Annotated in this window: 19 protein-coding genes; 10 read left to right on the top strand and 9 right to left on the bottom strand. The window is 61.5% G+C overall.

The genetic code is table 11. The features are described from left to right. Window positions 1-9: 9 nt before the first annotated feature. The 6 genes from pal to ybgC form a co-directional block, all read right to left on the bottom strand. The gene (gene pal / locus ACMUVN_RS20785; protein ID WP_018243435.1) at window positions 10-543 is read right to left on the bottom strand and encodes a peptidoglycan-associated lipoprotein Pal; all 534 of its coding nucleotides are present in this window, start codon (window positions 541-543) and stop codon (window positions 10-12) included. A gap of 153 nt (window positions 544-696) precedes the next feature. Beyond that, window positions 697-2,007 carry a Tol-Pal system beta propeller repeat protein TolB gene (gene tolB, locus ACMUVN_RS20780; RefSeq protein ID WP_063475381.1) on the bottom strand — a complete coding sequence of 437 codons (1,311 nt, stop codon included), beginning with the start codon at window positions 2,005-2,007 and terminating at the stop codon, window positions 697-699. A 21-nt stretch (window positions 2,008-2,028) separates the two neighbouring features. Beyond that, window positions 2,029-3,165, bottom strand: a complete 1,137-nt coding sequence (locus tag ACMUVN_RS20775; protein WP_097543120.1) for a cell envelope integrity protein TolA — start codon at window positions 3,163-3,165, stop codon at window positions 2,029-2,031. 8 nt (window positions 3,166-3,173) lie between these two features. Further along, complete coding sequence (gene tolR, locus ACMUVN_RS20770; protein ID WP_003542730.1) at window positions 3,174-3,629, bottom strand: protein TolR; 456 nt, start codon at window positions 3,627-3,629, stop codon at window positions 3,174-3,176. A gap of 18 nt (window positions 3,630-3,647) precedes the next feature. Continuing rightward, a complete protein-coding gene (gene tolQ / locus ACMUVN_RS20765) occupies window positions 3,648-4,367 on the bottom strand; it encodes a protein TolQ (RefSeq protein ID WP_047616526.1) in 720 nt (239 codons plus the stop codon). Between the two features lie 376 nt (window positions 4,368-4,743). Continuing rightward, on the bottom strand, window positions 4,744-5,199 hold the full coding sequence (gene ybgC / locus ACMUVN_RS20760) for a tol-pal system-associated acyl-CoA thioesterase (protein WP_414815427.1): 456 nt from the start codon (window positions 5,197-5,199) through the stop codon (window positions 4,744-4,746). A gap of 141 nt (window positions 5,200-5,340) precedes the next feature. Here ybgC and ACMUVN_RS20755 point away from each other — a divergent pair, with 141 nt between their 5' ends. From ACMUVN_RS20755 to ACMUVN_RS20725, 7 genes are all read left to right on the top strand, one after another. Then, a complete protein-coding gene (locus ACMUVN_RS20755) occupies window positions 5,341-6,561 on the top strand; it encodes an NAD-dependent epimerase/dehydratase family protein (protein WP_047616745.1) in 1,221 nt (406 codons plus the stop codon). 30 nt (window positions 6,562-6,591) lie between these two features. Beyond that, window positions 6,592-7,416, top strand: coding sequence for a glycosyltransferase (locus tag ACMUVN_RS20750; RefSeq protein WP_414815426.1), 825 nt, complete (start codon window positions 6,592-6,594; stop codon window positions 7,414-7,416). Further along, window positions 7,413-8,330: an NAD-dependent epimerase/dehydratase family protein gene (locus tag ACMUVN_RS20745; RefSeq protein WP_047616740.1), complete on the top strand. Its 918-nt coding sequence runs from the start codon at window positions 7,413-7,415 to the stop codon at window positions 8,328-8,330. The genes ACMUVN_RS20750 and ACMUVN_RS20745 overlap by 4 nt, the downstream gene beginning before the upstream one ends. A gap of 59 nt (window positions 8,331-8,389) precedes the next feature. Continuing rightward, window positions 8,390-9,082: a hypothetical protein gene (locus tag ACMUVN_RS20740; protein ID WP_414815425.1), complete on the top strand. Its 693-nt coding sequence runs from the start codon at window positions 8,390-8,392 to the stop codon at window positions 9,080-9,082. Window positions 9,083-9,200: 118 nt separating this feature from the next. After that, the gene (locus ACMUVN_RS20735; protein WP_063475356.1) at window positions 9,201-9,788 is read left to right on the top strand and encodes a 5-formyltetrahydrofolate cyclo-ligase; all 588 of its coding nucleotides are present in this window, start codon (window positions 9,201-9,203) and stop codon (window positions 9,786-9,788) included. Between the two features lie 3 nt (window positions 9,789-9,791). Next, window positions 9,792-10,616, top strand: a complete 825-nt coding sequence (locus ACMUVN_RS20730; RefSeq protein WP_047616736.1) for a TIGR00282 family metallophosphoesterase — start codon at window positions 9,792-9,794, stop codon at window positions 10,614-10,616. A 155-nt stretch (window positions 10,617-10,771) separates the two neighbouring features. Further along, complete coding sequence (locus ACMUVN_RS20725; protein ID WP_414815424.1) at window positions 10,772-11,617, top strand: MBL fold metallo-hydrolase; 846 nt, start codon at window positions 10,772-10,774, stop codon at window positions 11,615-11,617. Between the two features lie 132 nt (window positions 11,618-11,749). Here the strand turns inward: ACMUVN_RS20725 and ACMUVN_RS20720 are convergent, their stop codons facing one another. Beyond that, window positions 11,750-12,253, bottom strand: a complete 504-nt coding sequence (locus tag ACMUVN_RS20720) for a pyridoxamine 5'-phosphate oxidase family protein (protein ID WP_028756321.1) — start codon at window positions 12,251-12,253, stop codon at window positions 11,750-11,752. Between the two features lie 140 nt (window positions 12,254-12,393). On the opposite strand from ACMUVN_RS20720, the gene ACMUVN_RS20715 reads away from it, so the two are divergent. Then, window positions 12,394-13,140, top strand: coding sequence for a YebC/PmpR family DNA-binding transcriptional regulator (locus ACMUVN_RS20715; RefSeq protein ID WP_047616509.1), 747 nt, complete (start codon window positions 12,394-12,396; stop codon window positions 13,138-13,140). Between the two features lie 78 nt (window positions 13,141-13,218). Here the strand turns inward: ACMUVN_RS20715 and ACMUVN_RS20710 are convergent, their stop codons facing one another. Continuing rightward, window positions 13,219-14,220 (bottom strand): LLM class flavin-dependent oxidoreductase, encoded by a 1,002-nt coding sequence (locus ACMUVN_RS20710; RefSeq protein ID WP_063475354.1) that lies wholly within the window; start codon window positions 14,218-14,220, stop codon window positions 13,219-13,221. Window positions 14,221-14,346: 126 nt separating this feature from the next. Continuing rightward, window positions 14,347-16,662, bottom strand: a complete 2,316-nt coding sequence (locus tag ACMUVN_RS20705; protein WP_047616505.1) for a methyl-accepting chemotaxis protein — start codon at window positions 16,660-16,662, stop codon at window positions 14,347-14,349. Window positions 16,663-16,903: 241 nt separating this feature from the next. Here ACMUVN_RS20705 and ruvC point away from each other — a divergent pair, with 241 nt between their 5' ends. Both ruvC and ruvA read left to right on the top strand, forming a co-directional pair. After that, the gene (gene ruvC / locus ACMUVN_RS20700; RefSeq protein ID WP_028755540.1) at window positions 16,904-17,413 is read left to right on the top strand and encodes a crossover junction endodeoxyribonuclease RuvC; all 510 of its coding nucleotides are present in this window, start codon (window positions 16,904-16,906) and stop codon (window positions 17,411-17,413) included. Between the two features lie 42 nt (window positions 17,414-17,455). Continuing rightward, window positions 17,456-18,070: a Holliday junction branch migration protein RuvA gene (gene ruvA / locus ACMUVN_RS20695; RefSeq protein ID WP_028755539.1), complete on the top strand. Its 615-nt coding sequence runs from the start codon at window positions 17,456-17,458 to the stop codon at window positions 18,068-18,070. Window positions 18,071-18,086: the final 16 nt, after the last annotated feature.

Here is an 18,086-nt window from a genome sequence, read left to right as displayed (position 1 = left end):
TTGCCGGAATTACATACCGGCGCCGCCAAGCACGGTAACCGCGCGGCGGTTCTGCGACCAGCAGGAAATGTCGTCGCAGACGGCGACCGGACGTTCCTTGCCGTAAGAGATCGTCTTCAGGCGCTGCGCCGGAACGCCACGCGAAGCGAGGTAATCCTTGGCGGCAGCCGCACGGCGGGCGCCGAGCGCGAGGTTGTATTCGCGCGTGCCGCGTTCGTCAGCATGGCCTTCAACGGTGATCTGGTAGTTCGGGTAGCGGGCAAGCCACTGGGCCTGACGGTCGAGCGTCTGCGAAGCATCGGCGCGGATCGACGAGGAGTCGGTGTCGAAGAAGATGCGGTCGCCGACATTGACCGTGAAGTCCTGGGCAGAGCCCGGCGTTGCAGCCCCACCAGCACCGGTGCCGAGGCCGAGGTCGCCGGCGCTGTTCGGCGGCTTCTTGGCGCAGCTTGCGAGCGCGAGGCCGGCGATAAGCGCGATCATGACGGGGTTGCGGGCGAAATTCTGCATGCGGCTCATTGCCGGGGTATGAATTCGGCTCATGGCCGGTCTCCTTGCGATTTCATCAGGGTTTCCGGACAGTAACCGCACTCGGTTAACCGCCCCTCAAAGATTATGGTTAACGATTTACTGATTTGTCCCGTAGTCGCCCGGTTTCCATGACTTTGAGGCGACATGAAGGCAGCACCACATCGCCTACTCCAGAAGCGGCGACCAGGCCGGGTCTGAACCGTAGGTCGGCGTCTTGACCAACTGCTCGTTGTAACCGGTCAGATCGATCGAATAGAGCTGCGGGCCGCCGGACCCCGCCGCCTGGCGGAAGAACATCAAAACGCGGCCGTTTGGCGCCCAGGTCGGGCCCTCATTGTGGAAGCCCGTCGTCAGGATGCGCTCGCCCGAGCCGTCCGGCTTCATCACGCCGATCGAGAACTTGCCGCCGGCCTGCTTGGTGAAGGCGATCAGATCGCCGCGCGGCGACCAGACCGGCGTCGAATAGGAACCATCGCCGAAGGAAATGCGCGTCTGGCCGGAGCCGTCGGCATTCATCACGTAGATCTGCGGCTTCCCGCCGCGGTCGCTTTCGAAGCTGACACGGGCACCGTCGGGCGAATAGGAGGGCGAGGTGTCGATCGCAGCCGTCGAGGTCAACCGCGTCGTCGTGCGCGAGCGCAGGTCCATCGTGTAGATGTTGGAATTGCCTTCCTGCTGCAGGCTCATGATCACCTTCTGGCCATCCGGCGAAAAACGCGGCGAGAAGGTCATGCCGGGGAAATTGCCGACGACCTCGCGCTGCCCGGTCTCGAGCTGCAGCAGATAGACCCGCGGCTGCTGGTTGGCAAAGGACATGTAGGTGACTTCCTGCCGGTTCGGCGAGAAGCGCGGCGTCAGCACGAGATCACTGCCATCGGTCAACATGCGCACGTTGAACCCGTCCTGATCCATGATCGCCAGCTGGCGCTTGCGCTGCTGCTTGGTGCCGGATTCGGAAACGAAGACGACGCGGGTGTCGAAATAACCTTCCTCGCCGGTGATCTGCTTGTAGATCGCATCGGCAATGATATGGGCCACGCGGCGCCAGTTCTCCGGCTGGGTGTAAAACTGCTGCCCGGTCATCTGCTGCCCGGCAAACGTGTCCCAGAGACGGAATTCGGCACGAAGGCGACCATCGGCTTCCTGGGTAACGCGGCCAGTCACCAGCGCCTGGGCATTGATGACCTTCCAGTCTTCGAAGCGCGGCGACGCATCCGGATTGGAGATCTTCTCGATAAAGGCCGTCTTGCTGATCGGTGCAAACAACCCGGAACGCTGAAGATCTGCGGCGATGACCTGCGAGACCTGCGCACCCATGTCGCCCTGAAGGAAGTCAGTCACCGCAATCGGCAGCGGCTGCACATTGCCCTTGTTGATGTTGATTTCGACGAGAGCATTTGCAGGCGAGGCGAACGCCGCAATGGTCATGAGACCAGCAGCGACCGCAATAGCGCGGATGAAGGAAAACTTGTTCATGGAGTAAAGGCCTTTCAGCATTTAAATTCCTAGATCGCTGGGATCGAAGTTGACCACGACTTCGTTCCAGGCATCATATTTGTCTTTCGGAAGCGACGAGAAGGGTGCCGATTTCATGATGGCGCGATAGGCCCCCCCGGCCAGCGCCCGTCGAGTGGATTCATTGTCACCACCGACCGCCTCTACGTCGGGTTCGCCGACGATATTGCCGTCCTGATCAAGCTTCATATGCACCTTAATGCGTACGTCGCTCATGCCTTCCATGCCAGGAATAACCGACCAGTTGCCAGCGATGGCGCTCTTCAGCGCATCCATCTCGCTCAAAGATAGCTTGGAGCCACCGTTGCTCTTCTTCGCACCGAGCGATGCCTCCTGCGTCGAGCGCTTGGCGCCACCGGCGGAAGGGTCCGTCTTGTTCAGCAACGCCGCAACCTCGTCGGCATTGAAATCGCTTTTCATCGATGAGGCGGATTTCGCCGTCTCCTGCTTCTGATCCGACTTCTTCTTTTCGGTCGGTATTTCGGCGGCCTTCGGCTGGTCCTGGGTCTTTTCCGGTGGCTTTTCTGCGGGTTTCTGTGGTTCCGGCGGCTTCACCTGCGGCTTGGCAACAGGGGTCGGCACATTGTCCGGCAATGCTTCCGCATCCGGCTTCGGCGGTTCCTCGGGCTTGGCCTGCTCCTCAGGTGGCTTTTCTTCCGGCTTCGGCGGCGTCACTTCGACCGGCTTCGGCGGCGGAATGGAGGCGACCTCCTTCGGCTGCTCGACTTCCGTTTCCTCCTTGACGATGTCCTTGACATCGTTTGGGACAGGATCGGTCTTAGGCATCGGCTTTTCGCTCGAATTCGCTGCCGCAGCCTCGGTGGTGCTCGGCTTGGCATTCGGGACCGGCGGCGTCTTCAGGTCGACATTGTTGTCGCCGGCATTCTCGGCCGGCTGTGCGATCGGTGGCCGTGTCGTCGGCACGGGGGCGGAAGTCTCCTTCTTCGGAGCCTTCTTATCGCCCTGCTGCATCTGGGTGATGGATTCCACCGGCACGAGATCGACCGGCATCGCCTCGAAATCCTCCACCTTGAAGGATTCCGGGGCACTGAGCGACACCATCGCCCAGGTGAGCACCAGGCCATGCAAAACAGCAGATGTGATGACACTGGCCTTCATTTTGAGCGCTATTGGTCCTTCTTCTGCTGCGTCACGAGGCCGATATTCTTGAAGCCTGCGCCCTGAATACGGGCCATGACGTCGGCGATGACGCCATAAGGCGCGGTCGCGTCGCCGCGCACGAAGATACGTTCGTTATAACCGGTGGTGGCGATCGCCTCGAGTTTGGCGGCGATCTCCGCGGCCGGGATCGGTGTCTCCTGCAGGAACACCTCGCCGTCGTTCTTGACGGAGATGGTGATCGGCTGCGTCTCGGAATTCAGCGCCTTGGCCTGCGTTTCCGGCAGGTCGATCGGCACGCCAACGGTCATCATCGGTGCCGCGACCATGAAAATGATCAGAAGCACGAGCATGACGTCGACGAGCGGCGTCACGTTGATCTCGGAGATCACAGCCCTGTTCCGACCGCCGCGACGGCGGCGTCCGCCGCCCCCGCCGCCATTGCCTCCAACAGCCATACCCATGTCAGAATACTCCGTTGGTTACTGAGCGGCAGCGCGCGGCTGCAGCTTCTCGTCGATCTGGCGCGAAAGTATGGCGGAGAATTCATCCGCGAAACCTTCCATGCGGCCCGAAAGCTTGCCGGCATCGGCAGAGAACTTGTTGTAGGCGATAACCGCCGGGATAGCGGCGACAAGGCCGATGGCGGTGGCAAGCAGCGCTTCCGCGATGCCGGGCGCGACGACCGCAAGGTTGGTCGACTTCGAACCGGCAATCGCCTGGAACGAGGTCATGATGCCGACGACCGTGCCGAAGAGACCGATGAACGGACCGGCCGAGCCGATGGTCGCGAGCGATCCGAGGCGGGCGCCGAGATATTCGGTCTCACGGGCGAGCGTGACGTCCATCGCGCGGTCGATACGCATCTGCAGGCCGATCGGCGAGCGGGCGCCGCGTTCGAAGGATTTCTTCCACTCGCGCATGGCCGCCACGAAGATCGCAGCCAGCCCGGTATTGTTGCGCTCCGACAGCGAGCGGTAGAGTTCTTCCAGCGATTGGCCCGACCAGAAGACCTGCTCGAACTTGTCGAACTGGCGCCGTGCGCGGCCATAAGCTAGGTATTTGTCGATGACGATCGCCCACGTCCACACCGAGGCCGCGATGAGCCCGAGCATGACGAGCTTGACGACGATGCCGGCCTGCATGAAAAGCGACCAGAGGCTGACGTCCGCCGTTGCTGCTGCCAATCCTACTTGTTCCATTGATCCAAAATCCCCGAATCCAAACGCCCGGTGCTAGACCGGGCGGCACAAAGTGATCTCGCAAGAAGTGTTCCGGCGGCCGCCGCCCAAAGCCCTGGTCAAACTTCCAAGCTCATCTTCCGCCTTCTTGCCGTCAAATTTGGTCAAAGGAAGGCGTGCACCGCACAAACTCTGACTTTCCCAGTAAGACACTATTATGGTTAATAGATCGTTAGTGCCGGACTGTGACAGTAAGCCTGGTTTTGGAAGATTTTCGTCCATGGATTACTTGACCGGAGCAAGGTCCGGCTGCCGAAAGAGCGCTCATCCTGCGGCGCGGGAATTCCTTCACATAAAGTTCAAGTTTTGACAAGCCTGAAATCTGGGCGATTCGTGGCTATAGCGGCGTGCTGCCTTCCAGGAATTTCGCCGCCAGTGTTTCCGGCAGTCGTCTCGGCCGCCCCCGGGCGTTGATGACGGCGATAATCACCTTGGCGACGATCAGCAGCGTCTCGCCGGAGCGGATTTGCTGATTGAGCACCATCTTGGCGCCGCCGGCCTTTTCCGTGTGCGTCAGGATCGTCAGCACATCATCCATGCGCGCCGGGCTCTTGAAGTCGATCTCCATGCGGTGGACGACGAAAACGAGGCCCTCCTCGTCGGCGCTGACGAGCTCGCGCTGCTCGACGCCGAGGCAGCGCAGATAGTCGGTGCGGCCACGCTCCAGGAAATGCAGGTAACGGGCGTGATAGACCAGGCCGGAGAAGTCCGTATCTTCATAATAGACCCGCTGGACGAGGCGATGTCCCGCCTCCGTCAACTCTCCCGAAATGGAAAAAGGGTGTTCCGTCATAATTTTCTCCAAACTGAGGTGCCCTCTTTGGCGCAACGCTTCAAGACAGGCAAGCATTGAATGCCCGGCAGGCAGGCATTGAATGATTGTCATAATTCCTAACTATCCCCGATAATGAGCGACCGATCAGGAGACGATGTGATGAAGATTGCGGTTATGGGCGGAGACGGTTTCATTGGTTGGCCAACGTCGCTGCATCTCTCCGATGCCGGGCATGACATTCATATCCTCGACAACCTCTCACGCCGCTGGATCGACACCGAACTTGGCGTTCAGTCGCTGACCCCGATGGATTCGATCCAGGAGCGCACCCGCATCTGGCATGCCGAAACCGGACGCCGCATCCACTTCAATCTGATCGATCTCGCCAGGGATTACGAACTTCTGAAGAACTGGCTTTCCGAAAACCGCCCGGACGCCGTCATCCATTTCGCCGAACAGCGGGCCGCGCCCTACTCGATGAAAAGCGACCGCCACAAGAACTACACCGTCAACAACAATGTCAGCGCCACGCACAACCTGCTGAACGCGCTGACGGAACTTAACCTGGACGCCCATCTCATTCATCTCGGCACCATGGGCGTCTACGGCTATTCGACGGTCGGCGCGGCGATCCCCGAAGGTTACCTGCCGGTGGGCATCGAAACCACAGGCGGCGAGACGGCCAGCCAGGAGATCCTCTATCCCTCCAATCCCGGCTCGATCTATCACATGACCAAGTGCCTGGATCAGCTTCTCTTCCAGTTCTACGCCAAGAACGACGGCCTCAGGATCACCGATCTGCACCAGGGCATCGTCTGGGGCACACATACCGAGCAGACGCGCCGCCACGCGCAGCTCATCAACCGTTTCGACTATGACGGTGATTACGGCACGGTGCTGAACCGCTTCCTCATCCAGGCGGCGATCGGCTATCCGCTGACGGTGCACGGCACCGGCGGCCAGACCCGCGCCTTCATCCATATCCAGGATTCGGTGCGCTGCATCGAACTGGCGCTCGAGAACCCGCCGGCGCGCGGCGCGCGTGTCGAGATCTTCAACCAGATGACGGAAACCCACCGGGTACGCGACCTCGCCGAGATGATCGCCAGGATGAGCGGCGCCCAGATTGCCTGGCTGCCGAACCCGCGCAAGGAAGCCGCTGAAAACGATCTGATCGTCCGGAACGAAAAATTCCGCAATCTCGGCCTCGAACCGATCACGCTGGAAGCGGGCCTGCTCGGCGAGATCGTCGACGTGGCGAAGAAATTCGCCTATCGCGTCGACCGCTCGCGCGTTCCGGCCGTCTCCGCCTGGACCAAGGACATCGCCGCGACGATCAATCACGATCCGGAAGGCAAGCGACTGAAGTCGGTTTCATGAGCGGTATCTTTTGGTGAAGCCCCTGCAGCGATGACTTTTACCTCAAACCTCGCCTATGTCACCCTCGTCACCAATGCCGACTACGCCATGGGCGCCACCGCCCTGGCAAATTCGCTTCGTCGCACGGGCACAAGCGCCGACATCGTCGTCCTCCACACCGGCGGCGTCGATGCAGGCGCCCTCGCCCCCCTGAAAGCGCTCGACTGTCGCCTGATCGAGGTCCAGCACCTGCCGCTCTCCGACGCCTTCAACGAACGCCATGCGCATCGCCAGCTCCATTCCGCAGCCCCCTTTACCAAGGGCCGCAAGCCAGATTTCCATTCGCCGCTCGACAATTTCTGCAAGCTCAGGCTGTGGCAGCTCGTCGAATACGAGCGTTGCGTCTTCATCGACGCCGACGCCCTCGTGCTGAAGAATGTCGACAGGCTCTTCCTCTATCCGGAATTTTCCGCCGCCCCCAATGTCTATGAAAGACTCGCCGACTTCCGCCGCATGAATTCCGGCGTCTTCGTCGCCACGCCCTCGCATGACACATTCCGGCACATGCTCGAACGGCTCGACAGGCCGGACGCTTTCTTGCGGCGCACCGATCAGACGTTTCTTGAGACGTTCTTCCCGGATTGGCACGGCCTGCCGGTTTATTTCAACATGCTGCAATATGTATGGTTCACCATGCCGGAGCTTTGGGACTGGAAGAGCATTTCGATCCTGCATTACCAGTATGAAAAACCGTGGGAAAAGGATCATCCCAAGGCAGCGCGACTACAACCTTTGATCGATCTGTGGCACCGTTTCCACGATGACGATGATGTGCCTGAGATCACGGCGCTGAACAATCCGGAAGGGGCAGCATGAAGGTATTGGTATCTGGCGGAACGGGTCTCGTCGGCCGGTATGTCGTCGAGGAACTGCTGGCCGCCGGATATCAGGTGATCGTTGGCGGGCGCCGCGCGCCGCTGCCCCGCCTCTTCTCCCGCCCGGTCGAGTTCGCAGCGCTTTCGCTCGATCCCGACAAGGATCAGATCGACGCTTTCGACGATGCCTATTTCTTCGTCCATGCCGCCTTAAGCCATGTTCCGGGCAAATATCGCGGCGGAGAGGGTGACGACCCCAAGACCTTCCACAGATTGAACCTTGACGGCACCGTCCGGCTTTTCGAAGCCGCCAAACGCGCCGGCACGCGCCGCTGCATCTTCCTGTCCAGCCGCGCCGCCTATGGCGAACATCCCGGGGGAACCGAACTGGCGGAGACGATGCTGGCCAAGCCCGAAACACTCTACGGCCAGGTCAAGCTCGATGCCGAACGCGCACTCGCCCACCTCGCAGCACCCGGTTTTGCCGGCGTCAGCCTGAGGGCGACCGGCGTCTATGGCGATCTCTCGCCGAACAAATGGGACGGACTCATCGCCGACTACCTCGCCGGCCAACCGGTTGTCGCCCGCGTGGGAACGGAGGTTCACGGCCGCGACCTCGGGCGGGCGGTACGGCTGATGCTGGAGACGGAAAGCACCCGCATCTCCGGCGAGGTCTTCAACGTCTCGGACATCGCGATCGACACGCACGATATCCTTTCCGCTATTCGCCGCGAGACGAGCTGTCGACACGCGCCGCCGGCTCCTGCCGACAGGGCGGCGCTCAACCCCATGAGCACAGCGAAAATCCGCGCGCTCGGCTGGATGCCCGGGGGAACCTCTCTGTTCGAAGAGACGATGCAGCGGCTGGCCGCTGTATTGCCGACGTCCCGCAGACACAGGTCCACACAAGCCTGACGTTGCAGAATGCGCCGAATTGCAATCGGGAGCCCGAATTGAAAACCGGGGGATTGTCCATGCAGGTCGCAACCACGTCTGCCTCCATCATCTTGCGCGGCGCGTCTTCGACGGCAGCCATATCGGTCGCCGGAAGCGAGGCCGGTCAGGGTGTGCTCAAGCTGCAGCGCACCACTCAGGCGCTGCAGCAGATGCGCCAGACCCTGGCGAACTCGGGGGATGAAGCCAAGGCGAAGGCGCAACGCAAGCTCGAAGAGGCACAGCAGCAGTTGCAGATGCTGCGCAGTTCCAACATGCCGCCTGAGGTGGTCACCCGGCTGGCCGTCGAACTGGCGCGCAAGGTCGGCACCGCCGCCTCCGAATTCGCATCATCAGTCGCGACCGGCAGTCCGGCAACGGCGGTTCCGGTGGATACAGCGGCGGTCGCAACCAGCGGGACCGATGCCGCGCTGACGGATATCTCAGGAGACACTCGGACCGGCGAGACCGGCTCGCAGGAACCGGACGCCGCAGCCAACGCCCGCAAGGCCTATGGAAGCGTTGCCGAGGATGCCCCGAAATTCTCCAACATCTCGGCTGGTGATCGCGAAACGATGGAAGCGTTCAAGGCGGTTGTGCGCGAACTCAAACAGCTGCTCGAAAAGGCGATGCGCGATCTGCAGCAGAACCGGCAGGCCGGGGTCAATGCCATTCCCGACATCGCTGGCTTCTCCATCGCCGCCGCGACGATACCGACAAGCATCGTCGTCTGACGATCCGCAGCCGCCGGCGGGCGAGGCGTGAAACCGGCGTGATGCTGTCGCATCCCGCATTTGCATCGGAGATCCAGCCGTCTATGCTCGGCCAAATCTCTCAGAACCGGCAGATCGAATGACCGCGAAAGAATTGAAAGCGCAGCTGCGCAACGAACGGCTGTCCGCACGGGACGCCATCCCCGCCGAAAAACGTGCCGCCAAAAGTCTCGCAATGGCCGATCATGCCGGCGAGGCCGTTGGTTTTGCGCTGGGTACGATCATCTCCGGCTTCCTGCCGATCCGTTCGGAGGCCGATCTCAGGCCGCTGATGGCACGCTTTGCCGTGCGCGGTGCGCGGCTCTGCGTACCGGCGATCCTCGACCGGCAGACCATCGTCTTTCGCGAGCTGGCCGAAGATGCGCCGCTTGTCGATACCGGTTTCGGCACGGTCGGCCCCGGCGCCGATGCCGCCATTCTCGATCCCGAAATCATGCTGGTGCCGCTTTCGGCCTTTGATGTCCGCGGCCACCGTATCGGCTATGGCGCCGGCCACTACGACCGCGCCATCAGCCGGCTAAGGCAAAAAGGCCTGCATCCGAAGCTGATCGGCATTGCATTCGACTGCCAGGAAGTGGCACATGTGCCCGCTGAGCCGCACGACATTAGCCTGGATGCCATCCTGACAGAAAGCGGCCTTCGCTTTTTTGCCTCTTGGATTGGATAGGGAATGCGGCTGCTTTTTCTGGGTGACATGGTCGGCAAGACGGGACGCACGGCGGTCTGGGACCGCCTCCCCGGCCTGATCTCCGACCTCAAGCTCGATTTCGTCGTCGTCAACGGCGAGAACGCCGCCGGCGGCTTCGGTATCACCGAGGACATTTTTCTGGAGACGATCAATGCCGGCGCCGATGTGGTGACGACAGGCAATCACGTCTGGGACCAGAAGGAAGCCGTTGCTTTTGCCGGGCGGCACGATCAATTCCTGCGGCCGGCCAACTATCCGCAAGGCACGCCCGGCCGCGGCTCCGGCCTTTTCTATGCCCGGAACGGCGCGCGTGTGCTCGTCGCCAACGTCATGGGCCGGGTCTTCATGCACCCGGAACTCGACGATCCCTTCAAATCGGCGGAGGCGATCCTCGACGCCTGCCCGCTGAAGGAGCAGGCCGATGCGATCATCTTCGATTTCCATGCGGAAGCGACCAGCGAGAAGCAGTGCTTCGGCCATTTCGTCGACGGCCGCGCCAGCTTCGTCGTCGGCACCCACACGCATGTGCCGACGGCCGATGCGCAGATCCTGAACGGCGGCACGGCCTATATGTCGGATGCCGGCATGTGCGGCGATTACGACTCCTCCCTCGGCATGGACAAGGAGGAGCCGCTCAACCGCTTCATCTCCAAGATGCCGAAGGGCCGCATGGAAGCAGCCAACGGCCCCGCGACGATCTGCGGCGTCGGCGTCGAGATTTCCGACAGCACCGGACTGGCCGAAAAGATCGGGCCGCTCCGGCTCGGACCGCGGTTGGCCGAGACGGTGCCGGAGTTCTGGCGGTAATTCATCCCGCGACCAACACGCAATTGTGAGCATCCCCAGTCTAGACCCCTGCGACCACTTGCCGCATTCTCCGGCCGCCAATTCAAAGTGATCGAGCGTCGTTAGCGCGCCCTTCGGACGTGCGGCGCTCTCTGTGAAAGCGCCGGAGGGGTGGCATGAAGCCGCAATATCTTGTCCTCGCTATCGCATGCCTTGCAGCCTTCGCCGCGCCGGGTCCTGCCAGGGCACAGCAGCAGCGAACGCCCGTCAGCCAATGCCAGGCGATCGCGCAGACTATCCCCAAGGCGACCTTTGCAAGCTTTTCCGGCGCCCCGCCGCCGATACCTGCTGTCTCCGAGGGCGAAGACGTCAAATTCACCTTCCTCGGCCATTCCACCTTCGAAATCGACACGCCCGGCGGCATCATCATCGCCACAGACTATAACGGCTGGTACAGGCCGGCGACGTTGCCCGATGTGGTGACCATGAACAAGGCGCACACCACCCACTTCACCTTGACTCCCGATCCCGGCATCAAACATGTTCTGCATGGGTGGAGCGACGTTCCCGGCGAAAAGGCCGACATCGATCTCGTCGTCGGCGATGCCTATATCCGCAATGTTCCGACGGATATCCGCTTCAGCTACGGCCTCGGCGGCTCGCAGGAGAACGGCAATTCCATCTTCATTTTCGAGATCGCCGGCCTCTGCATCGGCCATCTCGGCCACCTGCATTACGAACTGACGGATACCCATTATATCGAGATCGGCCGCCTCGATGTCGTCATGGTGCCGGTCGATGGCGGCCTGACCATGGGCGCCGACAGCATGAGCCGCGTCATCAAGCGGCTACGCTCGTCGCTGATCCTGCCGATGCACCGCCGCGGCCCGCCGGTCGATGCCTTCGTTTCGATGTTCGGCAAGGATTTCGACGTCGCCTATGCGCCCGACGACAGCATCACCGTCTCGATGCGCACGCTGCCGAAAAAACCGCTGATCTATGTGCTGAAGGGAGTGCGGTAAAAGGCCCGGCGGTTTCCCTCCTGCAGCGCCGCGCGTCTTTTAGACGCGCAAAGGACGCTGTAGCACTGTGAATTGCTGCAATTTTATCCTTAAATCGGTTCCGATTTAAGAATTATGCAGGAGCCTTGCGCGTCAGGCAAATTGCAGATGACGCTTGATGCCGACATCCGGCATCTTGTCGTCGTCTAGATTGGCCTTGGCGATTTCCCAGCCGAATTTCAGCTTGTTGCCTGTGGAAACCCAGATCTCGGCATCGTCGACGTGGAGGGAAAGCATGGTGAGCTTGGGGTCCTTCTTGCCGCCGTCGTACCAGGCGGCAATGATCGAACTCCAGTACTCCTCGATCTTGGAAGGGTCGGGGCGCACTTCGATCACGCCGGCAAGGCAGGCGTGATAATCGTGATCCTTGCCGATGACACAGAAATGTGCGCGGCTGCCGGGCTTGATGGCGCGCACGATGTCGGCATCGGTCTTGGTATAGAACCAGATGGTATTGGTGGTGGGATCGGCATGCGGCGCCATCGGCTGCATGTGCATGTCCAGCCCCGAAATTCCGAGCATGCCGGCATGAACATCGTTGACCTGATCCCAGAGCTGACGTGCTGGATGTTCCTGCGCCTCGCTGAGACTTGCCATGACCGTTCCTTTCGTTGGGTGGAGTTCGATTGAAACGTCATCCCCTCGCCTTTGTTCCGAACTGCTTTTTCCTTGAACGGGTGCCGTTTCGCTCTTATAAGGCGGCCCATTCCGAACAATGAGACGTGAACAGGGGTGCCATGGCTGGCCATTCACAGTTTAAAAACATCATGCACCGCAAGGGCCGTCAGGACGCCGTGCGGTCGAAAATGTTCTCCAAGCTCGCACGCGAAATCACCGTTGCCGCCAAGGCCGGCCTGCCCGACCCGACGATGAACGCCCGCCTCCGCCTGGCGATCCAGAACGCCAAGGCCCAGTCCATGCCGAAGGACAATATCGACCGCGCCATCAAGAAGGCAGCCGGCGCCGACGGCGAAAACTACGATGAAGTCCGTTACGAGGGCTATGGCCCGGGCGGCACGGCGATCATCGTCGAGGCGCTGACCGACAACCGCAACCGCACCGCCTCCAACGTCCGCTCGATCTTCACCAAGGCCGGCGGCGCTCTCGGCGAAACCGGTTCCGTTTCCTTCTCCTTCGACCATGTCGGCGAAATCACCTACAAGCTTTCCGTCGGTGATGCCGACAAGGTGATGGAAGCCGCGATCGAAGCCGGCGCCGACGACGTCGAGACCGACGAAGACGGCCACTACATCACTTGCGGCTTCGAAGCCCTCGGCGAAGTGGCGAAAGCGCTGGAATCGAGCCTCGGCGAAGCCGAAACCGTCAAGGCCATCTGGCGTGCTCAGAACAACGTGCCGGTGGACGAGGAAAAAGCCCAGTCGCTGATGAAGCTCATCGACTCGCTCGAAGACGATGACGACGTGCAGAACGTCTATTCCAACTTCGAAGTCTCGGAAGAAGTGCTGGCGAAGCTCTCCGCCTGAGTTTCCTCAGACAGGTGTTAAATAAAACCCGGCCGCAACGCCGGGTTTTTTCTTGCGGGCAAGATCCTTGTGTAGATCCTAAGCGGCGGCTCGCATGAAGCTTCCCAGCCCCGCGAAGAGCTCCACCGATTTCAGCCGCGCCTCGATGTCATGGATCGGCATCGAGATGATCACCTCGTCGGCCTCTGTTTCCCGCAGAAACTCCGTCAGTTTCGCTTCGGCCGTCTTTGGCGAGCCGACGACGGCATAACGCAGCGTGTGTTCGACATTCATCTTCTCCATCGGCGACCAGAAGTCCTCCATATCGGCCACCGGACGCGGGAACGGCCCGCGGACATTGCGGCGCAGATTGACGAACTGCTGCTGGGCGGAGGTGAAATGGTACCGCGCCTCCTCGTCCGTCGCCGCCACCGCGCCCATGACGCCGACCATCACATAGGGCTTGTCGAGTGTCGCCGAAGGCTGGAAACGGTCACGGTAGATGGCGATCGCATCGAGCAGCATGTCGGGTGCGAAATGCGAGGCGAAGGCGTATGGAAGCCCGAGCATGGCGGCGAGCTGCGCACTGTAAAGGCTGGAGCCGAGCAGCCAGATCGGGATATGCGAGCCATTGCCGGGAACGGCGAGGATCGCCTGGTTCTCGACCGGTGTGCCAAGGAGTTGCTGCAATTCCACCACGTCGTTGGGGAAGCTGTTTGCGCCGGCTTCGAGGTTGCGCCGCAGCGCCTGTGCCGTACGCATATCCGTTCCCGGCGCGCGCCCGAGGCCGAGATCGATGCGGCCGGGGAAAAGCGCCTCCAGCGTGCCGAACTGCTCGGCGATGACGAGCGGCGAATGATTGGGCAGCATGATGCCGCCCGAGCCGATGCGGATGCGCTTGGTCGCAGCCCCGACATGGCCGATGACGACTGATGTGGCGGCACTGGCGATCCCCGGCATGCCGTGATGTTCGGCGAGCCAGAAGCGCTTGTAGCCGAACTCCTCGGCCTTCTCAGCCATCCGCGCCGAACTTTCGAGGGACTGACGCACGGTGCTGCCTTCGGCAACGGGGGAAAGGTCGAGTATGGAGAAGGGAACCATGGAAAACCTGCCGGGCAGTTGAAGGATGCAGCCTATGTAGGTTCGCCCTCGCACCATTCCAAACCATGCGCGCAAACAAAAAGGGCCGCGCGAGCGCGACCCCTGCCAGATGCTGGAAGCGATAGCTTAGCGGTGACGGCGCAGCACATGCACCTCGGCGCTCGGCTGGTGGTGGCCTTGCGGCAGCGTGAAATTGCCGAGCTGGCGGTCCATTTCCAGGGCTTCCGTCGCCAGCCGGTGGATCGCCGCCGTCGTCTCCTCGACCATCGAGGCGTTCTGCTGCGTCATCGCGTCGAGTTCGGCGACAGCGCTATTGATCTCACGCAGCGTATTGGCCTCCTCGCGGGTCGCGCCCATGATCTCGTTGATCTGCCCGTTGATCGCCTCGACATGGGCGCCGATGCCCGTGAGAGCAACGCCCGCCCTTTCCACCAGCGTAACGCCGCTTTCGACCTCATGCGTCGATTTCTGCAGCAGGTTGGAGATCTCCTTCGCCGCGCTCGATGAGCGCTGGGCGAGCTCGCGCACTTCCATGGCGACGACGGCGAAGCCCTTGCCGGATTCACCGGCGCGCGCCGCCTCGACGCCGGCGTTGAGCGCCAGGAGGTTGGTCTGAAAGGCGATGTCGTCGATGACCGAGATGATCGTGTTGATCTGGCGCGAGGAAGCCTGGATTGCCTCCATCGCCGCGATCGTCTCCTGCATGATCTGGCCGGAGCCCGTCGTTTCCTTCTTGGCGTCGCGGGCGATGCGCTCGGCCTGTTCGGCCCGCTCGATCTGCTGACGGACCGACTGGGTGATGGCGCTGATCGCATTCGCCGTTTCGGTGATCGAGCCGGCCTGGCGCTCGGTGCGCCCGGCAAGCTCGTCGGCGCCGGTGCGCATCTCCTCGGAGCCGGCGCGCACCGCCATCGAGTTGCCGCCGATTGCCGTCATGGTTTCGCTGAGCGTCGCCAGCGCTTCGTTGAAATTGACCCGCAGGCTTTCGAGCTCGTTCGGGAAGCGTGTATCGATCTGGTAGGCGAGATCGCCGTTCGCCAGATGATGCAGGCCCTCGTCGAGCGCCTCGACCACCTGCTGCAGCGTCTTCGCCTCTGCCTCGCGCTCGGCCAGATTCTGCTGGCGGTCGTGCTCGGCCTGCAGGCGCGTCTCTTCACTGGCGGCTTCGAGCTCGCGGCCTTCGATCAGCGACTGCCGGAAGCGGGCGAGCGCGTTGGCCATCGTGCCGATTTCGTCCTTGCGGTTCAGGCTGCCGATCTCGCTGTCGAGTTTGCCGTCCGCGACATCGCGGGTGACGCCGGCAAGCCGGGCAAGTGGCGAAAACAGGAAATTGGTGACGAGGCCGGTCGCGACCGCCATGACGACGAGCACGCCGATGCCGATCATCGTCAGCAGAGTGGCGATCTCGATCGAGCCGGCATTGAGTTCGCTGAGCAGCACGCTCTCGACCACCAGGAAGCGGTCGCCGCGATAGTCGATGCCGCGGACATAGGCACGGGCGGCGCCATCCGCCCGGTTGAAATCGGCAACCGTCATCGCCGAACTGGCAAGTGCGCTCTGGATGAAGGTGAAGGGTGTGGCATCGAGCATGGCAAGCTTGCCGGCCGCATCGAGACCGATAGCCGATCCATCGCCGGAGACGATCGCCGCCCGTGCCGTGCTGCCCTGGACGATGCCCTTGGCAAGGATGCCGGTGACGATGTCGTCGCGCACCTTGAAGAGGATGATGCCCTTGGCCGCTCCGAGCTTGATGATCGGCACGGCATAGAAGATCGCCGATTTGCCGCTGCCGGCATCGACGCGAAGGCCGGAGAAACCTGTCGGCGCGGCATCATCGGTCGCCTTGGCGGTATTCTCGATCGCCTTGGCGAAAGCGATGCCGGCGCCGGTTGCCTTCCAGGCGTCCGACTTCAGGTTCTCGGCGAAATCGTCCTCCTTCTTATAGGAATAGAGGACCGTGCCCTCGAGATCGGCGATCAGCAGGTCGCTGAAGGCGGTATCCTCGAGGTCGCGGGCGACTTCGCCCTGCGTCTTCTCATGGTTCGAATAATAAAAGCCGCTCGGCCCTTCCGGCTTCATAAGCTTCTCGCGCTGGTCGGCCGGGTTGGGATTGTTCGATATGAAAACCTTCTTCAGCTCGGCACGAGCGTCGCCCGAGGTCTTCTCGATGGTTTTCCAGCCGCTCTTCAGGCTGGTGATCGACATTTGCAGCGCCTCGATGCGCGCAATCGAGTTGGCCTGGTTTTCAAGCTGCGCCAGCTGGTCCTGCAGCATGTCGCCGCGGAAGATCAGCACGCTTTCCTTGGCCTTCAGCGCCTGCTCGTCGGAGATGCGGCTGCTGGCGAAATAGGCGAGTACGTCGATGACCGCGATCGACAGCACGGTCAGCAGAATGAATGTGACGATGACCTTGAAGGACAGGGATTGAAATCTCTGTGCCATGTACGACGAACCCCTTCTGAACGCGCTTGCCAGCCTGGCATGCAGCGCATGCCCGATCGACTGACCTGTAAACAGAACATCGGGGGCTTAATCTTCGTGAAAAGAAGCCCCTCTCGTATTGACGACTAGAATTCGGGCATCTGTTTTAATTCGCGGTAAATGGCGGGGCCTAAATCCGGGAGTGTTTTTGTTTTGTTCACATATCGATGGCACTTATTTCGCGATCGCTATAGGTTGAACCATGCAAAATACGATTCGCATTGTCGGTATTGATCCCGGACTTCGCCGCACCGGTTGGGGAATCATTGACACGCTGGGCAATTCCCTGCGGTTTGTCGCGTCTGGAACCGTGACCTCCGATGGCGACATGGACCTTGCCTCTCGCCTTTGCCAATTGCACGACGGCCTGGCGGAGATCGTCCATAGCTACAAGCCGGATGAAGCCGCCGTCGAACAGACCTTCGTCAACAAGGATGCGGTGGCGACCTTGAAGCTTGGCCAGGCCCGCGGCATCGCCATGCTGGTGCCGGCGCGTGCCGGCCTGCCGGTTTCGGAATATGCCCCGAACGCCGTAAAAAAGGCCGTCATCGGCGTCGGCCATGGCGAAAAGCACCAGATCCACATGATGCTGAAGATCCTGATGCCGAAAGTCGAATTCAAGGGCGACGATGCTGCCGACGCCCTGGCGATCGCCATCTGCCACGCGCATAATCGCGGCAGTAACAGGATGCGCCAGGCACTGGCCGGTTAATCTATACTTGACTTGTTCCCATCTGCTGAGAGACCGCGACCCATGATCGGCAAGCTGAAAGGCACCATAGACGAGATCGGCGAAGACTATGTGCTCGTCGATGTGCACGGCGTCTGCTACGTCGCCCATTGTTCGGCCCGCACCCTGTCCAAGCTCGGCTCGGCCGGCGAGGCCTGCGTGCTGTTCATCGAGACCTATGTGCGCGAGGACCAGTTGAAGCTCTTCGGCTTCATGAGCGCGCTGGAGCGGGAATGGTTCAACCTGCTCCAGAGCGTCCAGGGCGTCGGCGCCAAGGTGGCACTCGCCGTGCTGTCGACGTTGACGCCGGGCGAACTTGCCAATGCGATCGCCCTGCAGGACCGCGCCGCCGTCTCCCGCGCACCGGGCGTTGGTCCGAAAGTGGCGATGCGCCTCGTCACCGAGCTCAAGAACCGGGCGCCGGCCTTTGCCGGCGAAGCGATCAATATCGGCCTCAAACAGGAACTCGGCGAAGGTGTCGCGGCAGCACCTGTCGCCGATGCGGTTTCCGCACTGACCAACCTCGGCTATTCCCGCGACCAGGCGGCGAATGCGATTGCCGCAGCCATGAAGACGGCAGGCGATGGTGCAGACAGCGCCAAGCTGATCCGATTGGGATTGAAGGAACTGGCGCGGTAGAGTAGGATAAACTGTC

This window comes from Rhizobium sp. IY2, from assembly GCF_047532935.1.
Classification (GTDB): Bacteria; Pseudomonadota; Alphaproteobacteria; order Rhizobiales; family Rhizobiaceae; genus Rhizobium; species Rhizobium anhuiense.
The sequence above is the reverse complement of the archived record's forward strand: the minus strand, read 5'-3'. Positions and strand labels throughout refer to the sequence as shown.

Coding starts and splice junctions, on each gene's coding strand:
- ACMUVN_RS20755 (WP_047616745.1), top strand. CDS start 5,341: ATGAAGATTGCGGTTATGGGCGGAGACGGTTTCATTGGTTGGCCAACG.
- ACMUVN_RS20705 (WP_047616505.1), bottom strand. CDS start 16,662: ATGGCACAGAGATTTCAATCCCTGTCCTTCAAGGTCATCGTCACATTC.
- ACMUVN_RS20775 (WP_097543120.1), bottom strand. CDS start 3,165: ATGAAGGCCAGTGTCATCACATCTGCTGTTTTGCATGGCCTGGTGCTC.
- ruvC (WP_028755540.1), top strand. CDS start 16,904: ATGCAAAATACGATTCGCATTGTCGGTATTGATCCCGGACTTCGCCGC.
- ACMUVN_RS20715 (WP_047616509.1), top strand. CDS start 12,394: ATGGCTGGCCATTCACAGTTTAAAAACATCATGCACCGCAAGGGCCGT.
- ACMUVN_RS20740 (WP_414815425.1), top strand. CDS start 8,390: ATGCAGGTCGCAACCACGTCTGCCTCCATCATCTTGCGCGGCGCGTCT.
- ACMUVN_RS20710 (WP_063475354.1), bottom strand. CDS start 14,220: ATGGTTCCCTTCTCCATACTCGACCTTTCCCCCGTTGCCGAAGGCAGC.
- ACMUVN_RS20725 (WP_414815424.1), top strand. CDS start 10,772: ATGAAGCCGCAATATCTTGTCCTCGCTATCGCATGCCTTGCAGCCTTC.
- ruvA (WP_028755539.1), top strand. CDS start 17,456: ATGATCGGCAAGCTGAAAGGCACCATAGACGAGATCGGCGAAGACTAT.
- ACMUVN_RS20745 (WP_047616740.1), top strand. CDS start 7,413: ATGAAGGTATTGGTATCTGGCGGAACGGGTCTCGTCGGCCGGTATGTC.
- ACMUVN_RS20720 (WP_028756321.1), bottom strand. CDS start 12,253: ATGGCAAGTCTCAGCGAGGCGCAGGAACATCCAGCACGTCAGCTCTGG.
- ACMUVN_RS20730 (WP_047616736.1), top strand. CDS start 9,792: ATGCGGCTGCTTTTTCTGGGTGACATGGTCGGCAAGACGGGACGCACG.
- ACMUVN_RS20735 (WP_063475356.1), top strand. CDS start 9,201: ATGACCGCGAAAGAATTGAAAGCGCAGCTGCGCAACGAACGGCTGTCC.
- ACMUVN_RS20750 (WP_414815426.1), top strand. CDS start 6,592: ATGACTTTTACCTCAAACCTCGCCTATGTCACCCTCGTCACCAATGCC.
- tolR (WP_003542730.1), bottom strand. CDS start 3,629: ATGGGTATGGCTGTTGGAGGCAATGGCGGCGGGGGCGGCGGACGCCGC.
- tolB (WP_063475381.1), bottom strand. CDS start 2,007: ATGAACAAGTTTTCCTTCATCCGCGCTATTGCGGTCGCTGCTGGTCTC.
- ybgC (WP_414815427.1), bottom strand. CDS start 5,199: ATGACGGAACACCCTTTTTCCATTTCGGGAGAGTTGACGGAGGCGGGA.
- pal (WP_018243435.1), bottom strand. CDS start 543: ATGAGCCGAATTCATACCCCGGCAATGAGCCGCATGCAGAATTTCGCC.
- tolQ (WP_047616526.1), bottom strand. CDS start 4,367: ATGGAACAAGTAGGATTGGCAGCAGCAACGGCGGACGTCAGCCTCTGG.